The organism is Klebsiella sp. HMSC09D12 (assembly GCF_001808475.1).
GTDB classification, from domain to species: domain Bacteria; phylum Pseudomonadota; class Gammaproteobacteria; order Enterobacterales; family Enterobacteriaceae; genus Klebsiella; species Klebsiella oxytoca.
Genome location: NZ_KV793492.1, coordinates 20,448 through 36,479, shown reverse-complemented (window position 1 = coordinate 36,479; position 16,032 = coordinate 20,448). Strand labels below are relative to the sequence as shown.

At 56.0% G+C, this 16,032-nt stretch carries 16 protein-coding genes; 11 read left to right on the top strand and 5 right to left on the bottom strand.

Annotated elements, in window-relative coordinates; genetic code table 11:
- Positions 1 to 78: 78 nt before the first annotated feature.
- Positions 79 to 1,242, bottom strand: a complete 1,164-nt coding sequence (yqhD, locus tag HMPREF3178_RS18600) for an alcohol dehydrogenase (protein WP_017145414.1) — start codon at positions 1,240 to 1,242, stop codon at positions 79 to 81.
- A gap of 196 nt (positions 1,243 to 1,438) precedes the next feature.
- Between yqhD and HMPREF3178_RS18595 the strand changes: the two genes are divergently transcribed.
- Positions 1,439 to 2,338, top strand: a complete 900-nt coding sequence (locus HMPREF3178_RS18595) for an AraC family transcriptional regulator (RefSeq protein ID WP_017145415.1) — start codon at positions 1,439 to 1,441, stop codon at positions 2,336 to 2,338.
- Positions 2,339 to 2,381: 43 nt separating this feature from the next.
- Here the strand turns inward: HMPREF3178_RS18595 and yghB are convergent, their stop codons facing one another.
- Both yghB and metC read right to left on the bottom strand, forming a co-directional pair.
- Complete coding sequence (gene yghB, locus HMPREF3178_RS18590) at positions 2,382 to 3,041, bottom strand: DedA family general envelope maintenance protein YghB (RefSeq protein ID WP_004105816.1); 660 nt, start codon at positions 3,039 to 3,041, stop codon at positions 2,382 to 2,384.
- A 132-nt stretch (positions 3,042 to 3,173) separates the two neighbouring features.
- Positions 3,174 to 4,361 (bottom strand): cystathionine beta-lyase, encoded by a 1,188-nt coding sequence (gene metC, locus HMPREF3178_RS18585; protein ID WP_004105814.1) that lies wholly within the window; start codon positions 4,359 to 4,361, stop codon positions 3,174 to 3,176.
- Positions 4,362 to 4,612: 251 nt separating this feature from the next.
- On the opposite strand from metC, the gene exbB reads away from it, so the two are divergent.
- The 7 genes from exbB (at position 4,613) to HMPREF3178_RS18550 (ending at position 10,916) form a co-directional block, all read left to right on the top strand.
- Entirely contained in the window at positions 4,613 to 5,344 is a 732-nt protein-coding gene (gene exbB / locus HMPREF3178_RS18580) for a tol-pal system-associated acyl-CoA thioesterase (RefSeq protein ID WP_004115612.1), read from the top strand.
- A gap of 6 nt (positions 5,345 to 5,350) precedes the next feature.
- Complete coding sequence (exbD, locus tag HMPREF3178_RS18575) at positions 5,351 to 5,776, top strand: TonB system transport protein ExbD (RefSeq protein WP_004105810.1); 426 nt, start codon at positions 5,351 to 5,353, stop codon at positions 5,774 to 5,776.
- Positions 5,777 to 5,980: 204 nt separating this feature from the next.
- Entirely contained in the window at positions 5,981 to 7,399 is a 1,419-nt protein-coding gene (locus tag HMPREF3178_RS18570) for a glycoside-pentoside-hexuronide (GPH):cation symporter (RefSeq protein ID WP_004105808.1), read from the top strand.
- A 13-nt stretch (positions 7,400 to 7,412) separates the two neighbouring features.
- Positions 7,413 to 8,939, top strand: a complete 1,527-nt coding sequence (locus tag HMPREF3178_RS18565) for a glycoside hydrolase family 43 protein (RefSeq protein WP_004115611.1) — start codon at positions 7,413 to 7,415, stop codon at positions 8,937 to 8,939.
- A 107-nt stretch (positions 8,940 to 9,046) separates the two neighbouring features.
- A complete protein-coding gene (locus HMPREF3178_RS18560; protein WP_004105804.1) occupies positions 9,047 to 9,541 on the top strand; it encodes a TIGR00645 family protein in 495 nt (164 codons plus the stop codon).
- 121 nt (positions 9,542 to 9,662) lie between these two features.
- Positions 9,663 to 10,550: a YghX family hydrolase gene (gene yghX, locus HMPREF3178_RS18555; protein ID WP_017145416.1), complete on the top strand. Its 888-nt coding sequence runs from the start codon at positions 9,663 to 9,665 to the stop codon at positions 10,548 to 10,550.
- A 78-nt stretch (positions 10,551 to 10,628) separates the two neighbouring features.
- Entirely contained in the window at positions 10,629 to 10,916 is a 288-nt protein-coding gene (locus tag HMPREF3178_RS18550) for a DUF2623 family protein (RefSeq protein WP_004105801.1), read from the top strand.
- Between the two features lie 35 nt (positions 10,917 to 10,951).
- Here the strand turns inward: HMPREF3178_RS18550 and yghU are convergent, their stop codons facing one another.
- Together yghU and HMPREF3178_RS18540 are read right to left on the bottom strand one after the other, a co-directional pair.
- Positions 10,952 to 11,818 carry a glutathione-dependent disulfide-bond oxidoreductase gene (gene yghU / locus HMPREF3178_RS18545; protein ID WP_017145417.1) on the bottom strand — a complete coding sequence of 289 codons (867 nt, stop codon included), beginning with the start codon at positions 11,816 to 11,818 and terminating at the stop codon, positions 10,952 to 10,954.
- A 60-nt stretch (positions 11,819 to 11,878) separates the two neighbouring features.
- Positions 11,879 to 12,439: a DsbA family protein gene (locus HMPREF3178_RS18540; RefSeq protein ID WP_004115608.1), complete on the bottom strand. Its 561-nt coding sequence runs from the start codon at positions 12,437 to 12,439 to the stop codon at positions 11,879 to 11,881.
- On the opposite strand from HMPREF3178_RS18540, the gene HMPREF3178_RS32120 reads away from it, so the two are divergent.
- From HMPREF3178_RS32120 to HMPREF3178_RS18530, 3 genes are all read left to right on the top strand, one after another.
- Positions 12,439 to 12,570 (top strand): hypothetical protein, encoded by a 132-nt coding sequence (locus HMPREF3178_RS32120; RefSeq protein ID WP_306344562.1) that lies wholly within the window; start codon positions 12,439 to 12,441, stop codon positions 12,568 to 12,570. The genes HMPREF3178_RS18540 and HMPREF3178_RS32120 overlap by 1 nt on opposite strands.
- A 76-nt stretch (positions 12,571 to 12,646) precedes the next feature.
- Positions 12,647 to 14,518, top strand: coding sequence for a bifunctional glutathionylspermidine amidase/synthase (gene gss / locus HMPREF3178_RS18535; RefSeq protein ID WP_004105796.1), 1,872 nt, complete (start codon positions 12,647 to 12,649; stop codon positions 14,516 to 14,518).
- 266 nt (positions 14,519 to 14,784) lie between these two features.
- On the top strand, positions 14,785 to 15,966 hold the full coding sequence (locus HMPREF3178_RS18530; RefSeq protein WP_004105794.1) for an aminotransferase-like domain-containing protein: 1,182 nt from the start codon (positions 14,785 to 14,787) through the stop codon (positions 15,964 to 15,966).
- The last annotated feature ends 66 nt before the right edge of the window (positions 15,967 to 16,032 follow it).

Below are 16,032 nucleotides of genomic sequence, written 5' to 3'. Positions count from 1 at the left end.
AAGTCTGGACGAAATAGCTAAAAACGGTAGTTAAACTCCTCTCCTTTGCGCGAGTTTACGCGTCGGAGAGGGCGTTGATTAGCGTGCAGCCTCGTAAATACGGCGGCTGACGTCCAGAGTAATATCCTGATTTTCACCCAGTTGGGTCATACCGTGCTCTTCCAGTTTCGCCAGCAGCGCCGGGATGGAGCTACCATCCAGACCGTAGGCGGAAAGGCGAGTCGGGACGCCCATGCGTTCGAAGAAATCACGCGTTGCGGCGATGGCGGCATCAATACGCTCTTCTTCAGAACCTTCGGTGATGTTCCAGACGCGAGCGGCGTACTGCAGCAGTTTAGCGCGTTTAGCCTCGCGTTTTTCATTCCACAGCGCCGGCAGAACGATGGCCAGCGTCTGCGCGTGATCGAGCCCGTGCATGGCGGTCAGTTCGTGGCCCAGCATGTGCGTCGCCCAGTCCTGCGGTACGCCTGCGCCGATCAGGCCGTTCAGCGCCTGGGTGGCGGCCCACATAATATTGGCGCGAACGTCGTAGTTTTCCGGCTCTTTCAGCGCCTTCGGACCGTCTTCCACCAGGGTCAGGAGAATGCCTTCGGCGAAACGGTCCTGGATTTTACCGTCGACCGGATAGGTGACGTACTGCTCAACGGTATGGACGAATGCGTCAACGACGCCGTTAGCCACCTGGCGCGGCGGCAGGGTGTAGGTGTAAACCGGATCCAGAATAGCGAACACCGGCTGGACGTGGGTGGACATAAACGCGCGTTTGTCGCCGGTGGTTTTACGCGAGATCACCGCGCCTTTATTAGATTCGGAACCGGTCGCAGGCAGCGTCAGCACGGAGCCCATCGGGATAGCGCTGGCCACTTTGCTGCCGTAAGTTTCGAGAATTTCCCACGGATCGATACTGGCATCGTAGTGGGCCGCCGCGGCGATGAATTTAGTGCCGTCGAGAACGGAGCCGCCGCCCACCGCCAACAGGAAAGTGATCTTTTCATCACGCGCGATTTTCACCGCGTTCATCAGCGTTTCGTAGGACGGGTTTGGCTCGATGCCGCCAAATTCCCGAACGTCAATGCCGTTCAGCGCGCTGAGAACCTGATCAAGCACGCCGGTTTTCTTCACGCTACCGCCGCCGTAGGTGACAAGCACACGTGCATCTGCCGGGATTTGATCGCGCAGATTTTCAATCGCGCCTTTACCGAACAGAATGCGGGTTGGGGTATGTAGGTCGAAATTATTCATGGCTGGTGCCCTCAAATAGATAAAACCGCCAACAGAGACAATACCTCTGCCAGATGACGGACATTGTGTTCCCGCGGACCGTTCCCCTCAATGTACATTCCTGCCGTTGTCTTGCCCATTTCTCTTTGTAGCTGGAGAAATTCGCCGGAAGTGCGCACAATGCGAAGGTATAAAAACGTTCGGAGAAGCACGATAAATGAACCGCGCTGAGATATGCCAGCTATTAACGCATAAGGTTAATGAGCTGAAAAATAAAGAAGAAATGCTTAATGGTCTGCTGCCGGATATCCGTCTGCTGTACGGCACTCAGCCGGGGACGCGTACGCCGGTCATGTACCAGCCGGGGATCGTTTTTCTCTTTTCCGGGCATAAAATTGGCTATATCAATGAGCGTACCTTCCGCTATGACACCAATGAGTATCTGCTGCTGACGGTTCCGCTGCCGTTTGAGTGCGAAACTTTTGCCACCCCGGAAGTACCGCTGGCGGGAATAAGGCTGAATGTCGATATTCTTCAACTGCAAGAACTGCTGATGGATATCGGGGAGGATGAGCAGTTTCAGCCGTCCATGGCGTCAAGCGGGATCAACTCTGCGGTGCTGTCCGAAGAGATTCTGTGCGCGGCGGAGCGGCTGCTGGATGTGATGGAACGCCCGCTTGACGCGCGCATTCTTGGCAAACAGATCATCCGCGAAATTCTCTATCACGTGCTGACCGGGCCGTGCGGGGGAGCGCTGCTGGCGCTGGTCAGCCGTCAAACCCACTTCAGCCTGATCAGCCGCGTGCTGAAGCGCATTGAAAGCCAGTACACTGAGAACCTCAGCGTCGATCAGCTGGCGGCTGAGGCCAATATGAGCGTCTCGGCGTTCCACCATAACTTTAAATCAGTTACCAGCACCTCCCCGCTACAGTATCTGAAGACTTATCGCCTGCATAAAGCGCGCATGCTGATGATCCACGACGGCATGAAAGCCAGCGCGGCGGCGATGCGGGTAGGGTATGAGAGCGCATCGCAGTTCAGCCGCGAATTTAAGCGTTATTTCGGCATGACGCCGGGAGAAGATGCGGCACGCATCAGGACAATACAGGGGATGTAATAACGATCTCAGGGCGGCAAATCCTCGCCGCCCTGGCACCCTATCAGGCGTTGCAGTATTTCTTTTTAATCACCACGATAACCGTACCGAGCAGCCCGGCTATCAGCAGCGCGATAGGCAGAATCATCAGGCAGGTCATGACCTGATCTTCATGACGTTTTACGAAGGGAATCATACTCAACGCATAGCCCAGACCGGTAACTACCCCAACCCACAGCAGCGCGCTCAGCCAGTTGAAAAACTGGAAGCGGCGGTTCGGCAGCCCGGAAATGCCCGCCATGGTTGGCAGAAGGGTGCGAACAAACGCCAGGAAGCGTCCGGCCAGCAGCGCCAGCAGGCCGTGCTTGTCAAACATGCAGGTTGCCCGCTGATGGTATTTATGCGGCAGATGCCCAAGCCAGCGCTTAACCGTGGCGGTATTACCCAGCCAGCGCCCCTGAATATAGCTCAGCCAGCAGCCGAGGCTGGCTGCAGCGGTTAAGATAGCGACAGTCGGTACAAAGTCCATCACGCCTTTGGCGATGAGCGCGCCGGCGAGCAACAGCAGGCTATCGCCCGGTAAAAACGAGGCGGGCAGCAGACCGTTTTCCAGAAACAGGGTTGCGAACATGACCAGATATACAACGCCCACAACGTGGGGGTTTGCCAACGCGGCAAAATCATGCTGCCACAGAGCGGCGACGATTTCTTGAATGACAACCATGGACTTTCCTAAGTGGTACCGTGTTTTTTATTTAGTGTACTCCTGAAGAGGCCCGAGCACCTTGATCCCGGGCGCAACTAAAGCGGCCGCTTTTCTTAAAAACGTCCGCTATTGTTGCCACTGACTGTCACTTTACACGATACGCGCGAAGCCCGCCGCTAAATCATCCAGCAGATCGGTAACATTTTCTAACCCGATATGTACCCGAATTAGCGTGCCGCTGAAGTCAACTTCAGCATCAGGACGGATTGCGGCAATGTGTTCCGGCTGATTGGCTAAAATCAGCGATTCAAAGCCGCCCCAGGAGTAGGCCATGCTGAACAAGCTGAAGTGGTCGAGGTAGGCGGACAGCTCGGCATCACTCAGGCGTTTGTTCAGCACGAAAGAGAACAGACCGCTGCTACCGGTGAAGTCCCGTTTCCAGTACTCATGGCCTTTGCTGCCGGGCAGGGCGGGATGATTCACGCGCGCTACCTGCGGATGCTGTGCCAGCCATTCGGCAATCTGCAGGCTACTCTCATGATGCTGACGCAGGCGGACGGCCAGGGTGCGCAGGCCGCGGCTGGTCATGTAGGCGGTATCGGCATCCACCATTTGCCCCATCAGGTAGGCATTTTCCCGCAGCTGCGCCCAACAGCGCTCATTGGACACCGCAGTGCCGACCATCGCATCGGAATGGCCGATCAGGTACTTGGTTCCGGCCTGAATAGAGATATCGATACCAAACTCCAGCGCTTTGAACAGTACTCCCGCCGCCCAGGTGTTATCGATCATAATGATGGCTTGCGGAGCGACGCTGCGCACCGCCGCGACGATCGCCGGGACATCATGAACTTCCATGGTGATGGAGCCGGGCGATTCGAGGAATACCACTCGGGTATTCGGCTGTACCAGACGGGCAATATCGCCGCCGATAAGCGGGTCGAACCAGCCGGTGGTTACGCCGAGTTTGGCGAGGATTTTAGTGCAGAAATCCTGGGTCGGCTCGTAGGCGGTGTTGGTCACCAGAATATGGTCGCCCTGCTCGACGAACGCCAGGATAGTATTTGCGACCGCCGCTGCGCCGCAGGGGAAGAGGGCGCAGCCGGCGCCGCCTTCCAGCTCGCACATCGCTTCCTGCAGGGAGAAGTGGGTTAGCGTCCCGCGACGACCGTAGAACAGTTCGCCTTTGGCGCGGTTGCGGGTGGCGTGCTTTTTCGCTTCGACGGTGTCGAAAACCAGCGATGACGCGCGCTGAATCACGCTGTTGACCGAGCCCTGAGTATATTTTTTGCTGCGCCCGGCATGAACCAGCGCAGTATCAAGATGTTTATCAGCCATGTTCAGATAACCTGTTTTTATACGTCTGGACGTCTAAACTATCATGAATGCCCGTTGATGTACCGGGTCACGGCGGATACAGGTAAAAATTTTACTAACCGCGGGGTCAGCAACTTTTTTACTGCGTAAGCGCAAGGAAAATAAACGTGATTTGCTGCACAGTGTAAATACTAATGAGAACCACTATCAATTCGATGTCGTTTTGATATTATTGTGCGCAGATTTTGTGATTTACGTCCTGGAGATACAGTGTGGGTAATAATTTGATGCAGGCGGATCTCTCCGTTTGGGGTATGTATCATCATGCCGATATTGTCGTTAAGGTAGTGATGATCGGCCTGATTCTGGCGTCGGTCGTTACATGGGCTATCTTTTTCGGCAAAGGCGCAGAAATCCTGGCCAGCAAGCGCCGCCTCAAGCGCGAACAGCAGCTGGTTGCTGAAGCACGCTCTCTCGACCAGGCCAGCGATATCGCTAACGGTTTCGATGCGAAAAGCTTGACCTCGCAGCTGATCAACGAAGCGCAAAATGAGCTTGAGCTTTCTGCGGGTTCTGAAGATAACGAAGGCATTAAAGAGCGTACCGGTTTCCGCCTGGAGCGTCGCGTAGCGGCGGTAGGTCGTCACATGGGACGCGGCAACGGTTATCTGGCGACCATCGGCGCGATTTCCCCGTTCGTCGGCCTGTTTGGTACCGTCTGGGGCATCATGAACAGCTTTATCGGGATTGCCCAGACCCAGACCACTAACCTGGCGGTTGTTGCTCCGGGCATCGCGGAAGCGCTGCTGGCCACGGCAATCGGCCTGTTCGCTGCGATTCCGGCGGTCGTCATCTATAACATTTTCGCCCGAATGATTGCCAGCTACAAAGCGTCCCTTGGCGATGTCGCCGCCCAGGTTCTGCTGCTGCAAAGCCGCGATCTGGACCTGAGCGCCAGCGGCGTTAAGCCGGTACGTACCGCCCAGAAATTACGCGTAGGTTGATGCTCTATGGCGATGCATTTTAACGAAAACCTCGATGATAACGGCGAAATGCACGACATCAACGTGACGCCGTTTATCGACGTCATGCTGGTGCTGCTGATCATCTTTATGGTGGCGGCGCCGCTGGCGACCGTTGACGTGAAGGTCAATCTGCCTGCGTCCTCCAGCCAGCCGCAGCCGCGTCCGGAAAAACCGATCTATCTGTCGGTGAAGGCGGACAAAACCATGTTCCTCGGCAATGACCCCATTACTGACGAGAACATGATTGCGTCTCTGGATGCGCTGACCGAAGGTAAGAAAGACACCACGGTCTTCTTCCGTGCGGATAAAACCGTGGACTACGAGACGATGATGAAAGTTATGGATACCCTGCATCAGGCGGGTTATCTGAAGATTGGTCTGGTGGGCGAAGAAACCGTCAAAGCGAAGTAATCCCCCCTTTCCACGCATCTCCTCAGGCTGGCCTTGCGCCAGCCTTTCTTATAGTTGAAGCAAAAACTTGTAAGACCAATCGTGTAGATGTGTGACAACTTTCTCAGTTAACAGAAAACATAAACCCGATGCGAAAAATGACAATAGGATAGTTTTTATCCTCCCTCTAGAGTGAATACCACTTCATCTGAGAGGGATTATATTGTGAATCACGATAATAAACTGTCATTTGCGGAGAAGCTGGGATACGGCATGGGAGATGCAGCCTGCGGTATCGTCTACTCTTCGGTAACCATGTTTCTGACATGGTTTTATACGGATATTTACGGACTCTCCGCTGCCGCAGTCGGAGTGATGTTCCTGGTGACGCGGGTTCTGGATGCGATTACCGATCCGCTAACCGGCATCGTTGCAGACCGTGTGAAGACCCGCTGGGGCCATTTTCGCCCGTGGCTTATCTGGTTTGCCGTCCCTTATGCCGTGCTGGCGGTAATGACCTTCACTACTCCGGAATTTGGCGCATCGGGTAAACTGGTTTACGCCTACCTGACTTACACCTTACTCATGCTGTGTTACACCTTTATCAATATTCCCTACTGCGCGCTGGGCGGAGTCATCACGCGCGATGAGAAGGATCGCCTATCAGCCCAGTCATATCGTTTTACGATCTCTTCTCTGGCCGGTCTGATGGTTTCTGTCGCAACCCTGTTTCTGGTGGATTTTTTAGGTAAAGAAAATAAGCAGTTTGGTTTTCAGGCGACAATGGGAATCATGGGCGCGATCGCTATTGTAATGCTGGCTTTCTGCTTCTTCTCTACTAAAGAACGCGTGGCTCCAGCGGTTGAACAGCAGGGGAGCATACGCGAAGATCTCCGTCAGCTTCTGGCGAATGACCAGTGGCGTATTGTGGCGATAATCACTTTTTTCTCGAGTATGGCCGGGGTTATGCGCAGCGCCGCCACGCTCTATTATGCAACCTACCTGATGTTAGGCGGCGTGGAGTCCGCGGCGGGAACAGCCATGAAATCAGCATTTGTTTCCACCAGCGTCGTTGGCACGATTATCGGCAGCATCGCCGCCGGATGGCTGGCCAAGCGCTATCGCGCGGTCTCGCTGTTTAAAAATATCAACCTCCTGCTGGTTCTGGTTGGCGTCGTAATGTTCTTTGTGCCGCCGACCTGGCTGCCGGTGGTGTTCCCTTTATACTTTCTGGTCGGCTTCTTCCATCAGATGTACCAGCCGTTTAAATGGAACATGATGGCCAACGCCGCCGATTATGGCGAATGGAAGTTTGGTCGTCGCATCACGGGATTATCTTATTCCGGTAATCTGTTTGCTTTGAAAATGGGCATGGCGGTTGCTGGTGCCGCCGTAGGTTTTTCGCTTGGGCTATTTGGCTATCAGGCGGGCGTAACGGCGCAGACTCCGCTGGCGACAATGGGAATTGTTGGGCTGTTAACGCTCGGTCCATCACTATCTTACCTGCTCCTGTGGTGGCTGGCGCGTTTCTATAAGCTGGATGACAAAATGATGCAGACAATTCAGCGAGAGCTGTCCATGCGCCAGCAACAGGCGCATTCAGAGACGCAATTGCCGCTAAACGCCGTTCCGGAAAAGGCCTGAGGAGATGCGAAATATGACCCCTTCTGAATACCAGAATCCTATTTTATGCGCCGATTATTCCGACCCGGATATCGTGCGCGTAAGGGATGATTTCTTTATGGTCTCTTCCAGTTTTAACCATGTGCCCGCTTTACCGATCCTGCATTCAACGGACCTGGTTAACTGGACTATTATCAACCACGTTCTGGATGAACTGCCGCTACCGGGTTATGACCGGTATCAGCCGGGTAAGGGCGTATGGGCGCCATCGATTCGCTGGCACGATGGCAAGCTGTGGGTCTGCTTCAGCACCCCAGATGAAGGTATTTTTATCTGCCATACCGAGGACCCGTGGGGGAAATGGAGCGCTCCGCACTGCCTGCGTCAGGCCAGAGGGTGGATAGATCCCTGCCCGTTCTGGGACGACAATGGTCAGGCCTGGTTGGTACATGCTTTCGCCCATAGCCGCAGCGGCATTAAGCATAAACTGCAGTTGTTTGCGATGGCGCCGGACGCCAGCGAATTACTGGGCGAAGGGCAGATTATCTATGACGGCTGCTGCGATTTACCCACCCTTGAGGGGCCAAAGGTTTATCAACGCGCCGGTTGGTACTACATCTTTGCTCCTGCGGGCGGGGTAGAAAATGGCTGGCAGACGGTGCTGCGCGCGCGCCAGATGACGGGGCCCTGGGAAGCCAAAAACGTGCTTTTCCAGGGAAACACATCGATAAATGGACCACATCAGGGCGGCTGGGTGGAGGGCGAGAAGGGCGAATGCTGGTTTGTTCATTTCCAGGACTTACATCTCTATGGCCGCGTGGTTCACCTCCAGCCGATGTTCTGGGGTGACGACGGCTGGCCGCGTATCGGTGAGCAGATTGGCAGTTGCGGCGTCGGACAGCCGGTTTTACGTTGGCCGCGTCCGAAAGGGTTAACGCCTTCACCGGCGTTGGCGCCGCAAACCAGCGACTATTTTGCGCAAGGCCAACCGGGAATACAGTGGCAGTGGCAGGCTAACCCCAGCCCTGAGTGGCTGCTGCCGGCGGAAGGCGAACTCCGATTACGCTGCACCCCATTATCCCAAGTCGATGGACAGAGAGCGTTATACTGGGCGCCGCAGCTGTTGCTGCAGAAATTCCCGGCGCTAACTTTTAGCGCGAAAACAAGCGTAACGTTATATGCCGCTCAGGACGGTGATGCCGGAGGCCTGATCGTATACGGCGAACGCTACGCCGCTTTGCTGGTGGAGTTTGGGCAAGGGAGTTGCCGGCTCGTGTGGCGACACGGTTGGATGAGCGATGCGGGCGTTGTGCGCGAAACTCGTCAGGTTCTTGCTGAGCTTAAGCGCGGCAAGTGTCAGCTGCAGGTTGCCGTAGGCGAAGGCGGCTTGTGTCAATTTTCCTGGCGAGCTGAGGAGGAGGAGTGGCAGGGGGTTCCCCTTTGTTTTGCTGCCGGGAAGGGGAAATGGGTCGGTGCGAAATTTGGCCTGCTGGCTGCTTCAATGGATGGCCTGCAAAGCGAGGGCTACTGCTCTTTGCAGGACTTTGAGGTCATCCTATAAAGAAACCGTTTCTGGCCGTCTGCAGATAATGCGGGCGGCTGGATGTTGCATAAACGTTACCCTGTTGCGATATAATGGCGGCCGTTTATGTTAACTGACAGGATCTTATGGAACGCTTTCTGGAAAATGCTATGTACGCCTCGCGCTGGCTGCTGGCGCCGGTTTATTTTGGCCTCTCGCTCGGTCTGATTGCGCTGACCATCAAATTTTTTCAGGAGATCTTCCACATACTGCCGCATATTTTTAGCGTCAGTGAGTCGGATATGATTCTGACCCTGCTGTCGCTGGTGGATATGACCCTGGTGGGCGGTTTGCTGGTGATGGTGATGTTCTCCGGGTATGAAAATTTTGTCTCGCAGCTGGATATTAACGAGGGTAAAGAAAAACTCAGCTGGCTGGGCAAAATGGACGCGACGTCGCTGAAAAATAAGGTTGCCGCCTCCATCGTGGCGATCTCCTCTATTCACCTGCTGCGGGTGTTTATGGATGCGAAAAACGTCCCGGACAATAAGCTGATGTGGTACGTCATCATCCACCTGACCTTTGTGCTCTCGGCCTTTGTTATGGGCTACCTCGATCGTCTGACCAAAGTGAAACACTGATCCCTTCTCTCCCGGCGGCGTTAGCCGCTGGGCTTTTTTCTCCCCGTTTCTGCTTTTCTGCGCTGGCGTATGTCCGGGCTTCTGCTTTGCTTAAAGGGCGCTTAACAACGGAGGCAGGGTGATGACGCGATTAACGGCCAAAGATTTCCCGCAGCAGCTGCTCGAGTATTATGACTACTATGCCCACGGCAAAATCAGCAAACGCGAGTTTCTCCAGCTGGCGGGGAAATATACCGTCGGCGGGATGACCGCGCTGGCGCTGTTTAATCTGCTGAAGCCCGACTATGCCCTGGCAGAGCAGGTACCGTTCACCGACCCGGATATCCGCCCGGAGTATATTCATTATCCCTCTCCTGATGGCCACGGCGAAGTGCGGGCTTACCTGGTGACGCCGACGAAAATAGCCGACAAAGCGCCCGCCGTGGTGGTGGTTCATGAGAACCGCGGCCTGAACCCCTATATTGAAGACGTAGCCCGGCGGGTAGCGAAAGCGGGGTATATCGCGCTGGCGCCGGATGGCCTGAGCTCCGTCGGCGGCTATCCGGGGAATGATGATGAAGGCCGCGCGCTACAGCAGAAAGTCGATCCCGTGAAGCTGATGAATGACTTTTTTGCGGCGGTCGAATTTATGGCGAAGCATCCGCAGGCGACGGGGAAGGTCGGTATCACCGGTTTTTGCTACGGCGGCGGCGTCAGCAACGCGGCGGCGGTGGCGATCCCGGAGCTGGCCTGCGCGGTGCCGTTTTACGGCCGCCAGCCGCCGTTGAAGGAGGTCGATAAAATAAAAGCGCCGCTGCTGCTGCACTATGCCGGCCTTGATAGCGGCATTAATGAAGGCTGGCCCGCCTATGAACAGGCGCTGAAGGCGCATAATAAAGTCTACGAGGCCTATCTCTATCAGGGCGTGAATCACGGCTTTCATAATGATTCCACGCCGCGCTACGATCGGGCTGCGGCTGACCTGGCCTGGCAACGTACGCTGGCGTGGTTTGAAAAGTATTTACGCTAGCGCAAACGCCATAAATAGCGCTACCGCTCGCTCAAAAAATCGCTATATAATTTATTATATAACGATTAGGAGAGCGCGATGGAAAATCATTTTGGAAAAGGCTTAATGGCGGGGCTACAGGCATCCCATGCTGACACCGCCGCGCATGCGGCGAATTTTTGCACCGACTATAAACGCGGGTTTGTGCTCGGCTACTCGCACCGCATGTTTGAAAAAACCGGCGACCGCCAGCTCAGCGCCTGGGAAGCGGGGATCCTCACTCGTCGCTATGGCCTGGAAAGAGACATGGTGATGGACTTCTTCAAAGAGGGCGGTTCCTCGACCGCGATGCGCTACTTTATGGCGGGCTATCGGCTGGAAAGTTAAAAACCGGAGGCGGGCGCCTCCGGTGGGCCAGAGCGTTACGCCTGGCGCTTATCTTCGGTTTGCGTTTCGAAGTCGCTGGCGGCATGGCGCTCATGAAGCTGCTCATTGAGCGGGCCAGAGGTACGGTTAACCATGCGTCCACGCTGTACGGCGGGGCGATTGCCAACATCCTGCGCCCAACGCAGCACGTTTTTATAGCTTCCGGCATCAAGGAATTCGGCGGCATTATAGACATTCCCCAGCACCACGTTGCCGTACCACGGCCAGATGGCCATATCGGCGATGGTGTACTCTTCTCCCGCCACAAAACGACCGCGGGCAAGCTGCTTGTCCAGCACGTCAAGCTGGCGTTTGGCTTCCATCGTAAAGCGGTCTATCGCGTATTCGATTTTCACCGGCGCATAGCTAAAGAAGTGGCCAAAGCCGCCGCCGAGGAACGGGGCCGCGCCCTGCAGCCAGAACAGCCAGTTGAGGGTTTCAGTGCGGCCTGCCGGATCTTTTGGCAGGAAGAAACCGAACTTTTCCGCCAGATAGAGCAGGATGCTGCCGGATTCAAAAACGCGGGTCGGCGGAGTGGTGGAATGGTCGCGGAGCGCCGGGATTTTTGAGTTTGGATTAACCTCGACAAAGCCGCTGGAGAACTGATCGCCTTCACCGATGCGAATCAGCCAGGCGTCATATTCCGCGCCGCTAATGCCTAACGCCAGCAGCTCTTCCAGCATGATGGTCACCTTCTGGCCGTTGGGCGTCCCCAGCGAATAGAGCTGAAGCGGATGCGCGCCCACCGGCAGCTCCCGCTCGTGCGTTGCGCCGGAGACCGGGCGGTTGATATTGGCGAATGCGCCGCCGTTGTTTTGCTTCCATTCCCACACTTTAGGTGGCTGGTAGTTATTCTCTGACATGCTGATCTGCCTTTTTAGTGAGGTGTTGAAGTCGTGACGTTACCGTGCCGGAGCGCCGGTCTAAGCCAGAATCCGCGCGGCCCATACGCTGACGTCGTCGCCGCTGCCGAGATCCGCCTGCACCAGGCCATTAACCATAAAGGTCGGCGACACGTGGATGCCGTTCTGGCGGGCGTATTTGCTATGCCATTTGATCTCGTTTTGCAGCTCGGGGCGGGCAAACGCCGCGGCCAGCGAGACGCGGCTGTAGCGTTCGAGACGTTCAATAATCTGCTGCGGCGTGGCGTCCATATTCGGCCCGCTACAGTGGTCGGTAAACTCAAACTCTTCGCGGTGGTCGGCGACGGCTTTAAGCACCTTATGCGCCTGCTCGCGGCCGTGCGGGAGGGTTGACGCGGCGAGAATACAGCGGACGATGACGCCGGAAAACAGATGCCACGGTTGAGACTGCAAACGTATTTTGATCGTCACGTTATCTGCGCCAACTTCATCCAGCAGGTCATCAAGCTTATTAAAGGCGCGAACGGAATAGGGGCAGGTGGGTTCAAGGAACACCTCAAAGGTGCGTGGCCCATGACCCCAGACCAGCGGTTGGGCGGTCAGATGCGAAGGTGTGCTCATTGTCGGCTCCTGATAATTTTTTTATCTCAAATAACGATATCACTTTTGCCCGGGGGCGCAGGCTTATTTTCCTTAAGGGCACGATTAGCGAATCGAATGAGTGGTATCATCACTTCACCTCTGTCTGGTAAGTGCCTGCGGCAGGATAAGAAGAGGGAGTTTTGTTTCGCCAACTGCCCGGGCTGCATTAATTTGAGGTCAGGCTAAATGAGCAAAGGTTCGACAAGCAGTGACGCCCCGTTTGGTACACTATTAGGCTACGCACCGGGCGGCGTGGCGATTTATTCATCTAATTACAGTAGCTTAAATCCGCAAGATTATCCGGATGACGCCACGTTCCGCAGCTATATCGGTAATGAGTATATGGGGCATAAATGGCAGTGCGTGGAGTTCGCGCGCCGCTTTTTGTTCCTCACCTACGGTTTTGTTTTCACCGATGTCGGCATGGCCTACGAGATTTTCTCCCTGCGTTTTTTACGCGAGGTGGTCAACGACAATATTCTGCCGCTGCAGGCGTTCGCCAACGGCTCTCGTCGTCCGCCGATCGCCGGCTCGCTGCTGATCTGGCAGAAAGGCGGCGAGTTCAAGCACACGGGCCACGTGGCGGTCATTACTCAGCTGGTAGGGAACAAGGTGAGGATCGCCGAACAGAACGTGATTCACTCGCCGCTACCGCAGGGGCAGCAGTGGACCCGCGAGCTGACGCTGGAAGTGAAAAATGGCCTCTACACGATTAAAGACACCTTTGCCGATACCGAAATCCTCGGCTGGATGATCCAAACCGCCGATACCGAACACAGCCTGCCGCAGCCAGTGCTGCCGGGTGAGGCGATGGCGATTAAAGGCGCGCGGTTGCCGAACAAAGGCCAGTTTCGCGGCAACTGGCTCAACGAGAAAGATTCCCTGCAAAAAGCCTATGTCGAAGCCAACGGCCACGTCATCAATAAAGACCCTTACCAGTATTTCACTATTACCGAAAGCGCCGAGCAGGAGCTCATCAAAGCCACCAACGAGCTGCATCTGATGTACCTGCACGCTACCGACAAGGTGATGAAGGACGATAGCCTGCTGGCGCTGTTCGATATTCCGAAAATTCTCTGGCCGCGCCTGCGCCTCTCGTGGCAGCGCCGACGCCATCATATGATTACCGGTCGTATGGATTTCTGTATGGATGAGCGCGGGCTCAAGGTGTATGAGTACAACGCCGACTCCGCGTCCTGTCATACCGAAGGCGGGCTGATCCTCGAACAGTGGCTGAAGCAGGGCTACTGCGGCACCGGCCATAACCCGGCGGAAAACCTGCTCGATGAGCTTGCCGGAGCGTGGAAGCACAGCCGGGCGCGCCCATTCGTGCACATCATGCAGGATAAGGATCTGGAGGAGAACTACCACGCGCAGTTTATCCAGCGTTCGCTGACGCAGGCCGGTTTCGAGAGCAAAATTCTTTACGGCCTTGATGAGCTGCGCTGGGATGCCGCCGGGCAGTTAATTGATGCCGATGGACGCCTGGTTAACTGCGTCTGGAAAACCTGGGCATGGGAGACCGCCATTGAGCAGGTGCGCGAAGTCAGCGCCGACGAGTACGCGGCGGTGCCGATCCGTACCGGGCACCCTGATAATGAAGTGCGTCTGATTGACGTCCTGCTGCGCCCGGAAGTGTTAGTCTTCGAGCCGCTGTGGACGGTTATCCCCGGCAACAAGGCGATTTTGCCAGTGCTTTGGTCGCTGTTCCCTAATCATCGCTATCTCCTGGATACCGATTTTGTGGTCAACGAGCAGCTGGCGGAAAGCGGCTATGCGGTTAAGCCTATCTCAGGCCGCTGCGGCAGCAATATCGATCTGATTGGCCCGCAGGATGAAGTGCTGGATAAAACCAGCGGCCAGTTTTTCGATCGCAAAAATATTTACCAGCAGCTGTGGTGCCTGCCGAAGGTGGATGGCAAATACATCCAGGTTTGCACCTTTACGGTTGGCGGTAACTATGGCGGTACCTGCCTGCGCGGAGACGATTCTCTGGTGGTCAAAAAAGAGAGCGATATTGAGCCGCTAATCGTGCTAAAAGACAACGATAGCCGTTAAATTTTATCCCGGATTACGGCGGTGAGCGCCTTATCCGGGCTGCGGTTCTCGTCACCTGCGGCATTTGTAGCCCGGGCAAGGCGCATCGCGCCGCTCCCGGGGGAAGGCCGCAGGATGCTGAAGAATATCCCGGAGGCGATGCTGCGCATCTGTCCGGGCTACCGAACATACGAACCCGTAGCCCCAGTGAGCATAGTGCGACCGGGGGAGTTATCGGTAAAAAACAGATAAAACATCACAACAACAAGACAGAAAAGGAAAATAGTATGCACGATCGGCGACTCGCCGCCCGCGCGGGTGAACTTAAGCCCTCCGCCGTCCGCGAACTCCTCAAGCACAGTAAACTGCCCGGCGTGATCTCCCTTGGCGGCGGCATTCCGGCTCCGGAGCTTTTTGATACCGAAGGCCTGAACCTGGCGGTGCAGCAGGTGATGAACGGGCGCTTTAACGATGCGTTCCAGTACGGTTTGACCGAAGGTTATCCGCCGCTGCGTCAGGCCGTCAGCGAACTGTGTCAGGCGCGCGGCGTGGACTGCCCGGCAAGCCATGTTTATATCACTTCCGGTTCGCAGCAGTCGCTGGATATCGTCGCCCGCACGCTCCTCGATCCGGGCGATGCGATTGTCGTTGAGCGCCCGACCTATCTGGCGGCGCTGCAGGTCTTCCAGCTGGCGCAGGCCAATATTCTCAGCGTGGATACCGATGATGACGGCATGCTGGTGGAACAGCTGGCCGATCTGCTGGAAACCACGCGCGTGAAAGCCGTTTACCTGGTGCCGACGTTTGGCAACCCAGGCGGGAAGACCCTCAGCGAAGCGCGCCGTCGTCGCCTGGTTGAGCTGGCGAAAAAGCACGACTTCGTGATCATTGAAGACGATCCGTACGGTGAAATCAGCTTCACCGATGAAGTGCGCCGTCCGCTGTATCAGCACGCGGTTGAACTGGGCTGTGTCGATCAGGTGGTGTATACCTCCACCTTCTCCAAGATCCTCGCGCCGGGGATGCGTATTGGCTGGATCGTGATGCCGGACTGGCTGGCGCAGCAGACGGTGATCGTCAAGCAGGCGGCGGATCTGCACACCAACATGCTATCGCAGGTCATCACTGCGGAATACCTGAGCATGAACCGTCTGGAAAAGCAGATTGCCCTGATCCGCGAAGATTACCGCAAGAAGTGCGTGGCGCTGGCCGACGCGCTGGAATCGCAGCTTGGCGAGCATCTGGAGTTCAGCCGTCCTAAAGGCGGTATGTTCCTGTGGGCTCGCTTCCGCTATCCGTTCGATACCATGGAATGGATGAAGAAAACGCTGGAAAACGGCGTGGTCTACGTGCCTGGGGAAGCGTTCTATAACGACAACCCGGATACCCGCACGCTGCGTCTCTCCTACTCTACGGTATCGGCTGACGGTCTGATGACCGCCGTCGAGCGCCTGGCGAAATCGCTGTAATCGCCTTGCTTCGCGCCGCTGGTCGGCGCGGAGCGCTCTCCGCCCACGTTTCTTCTATTAACGGCC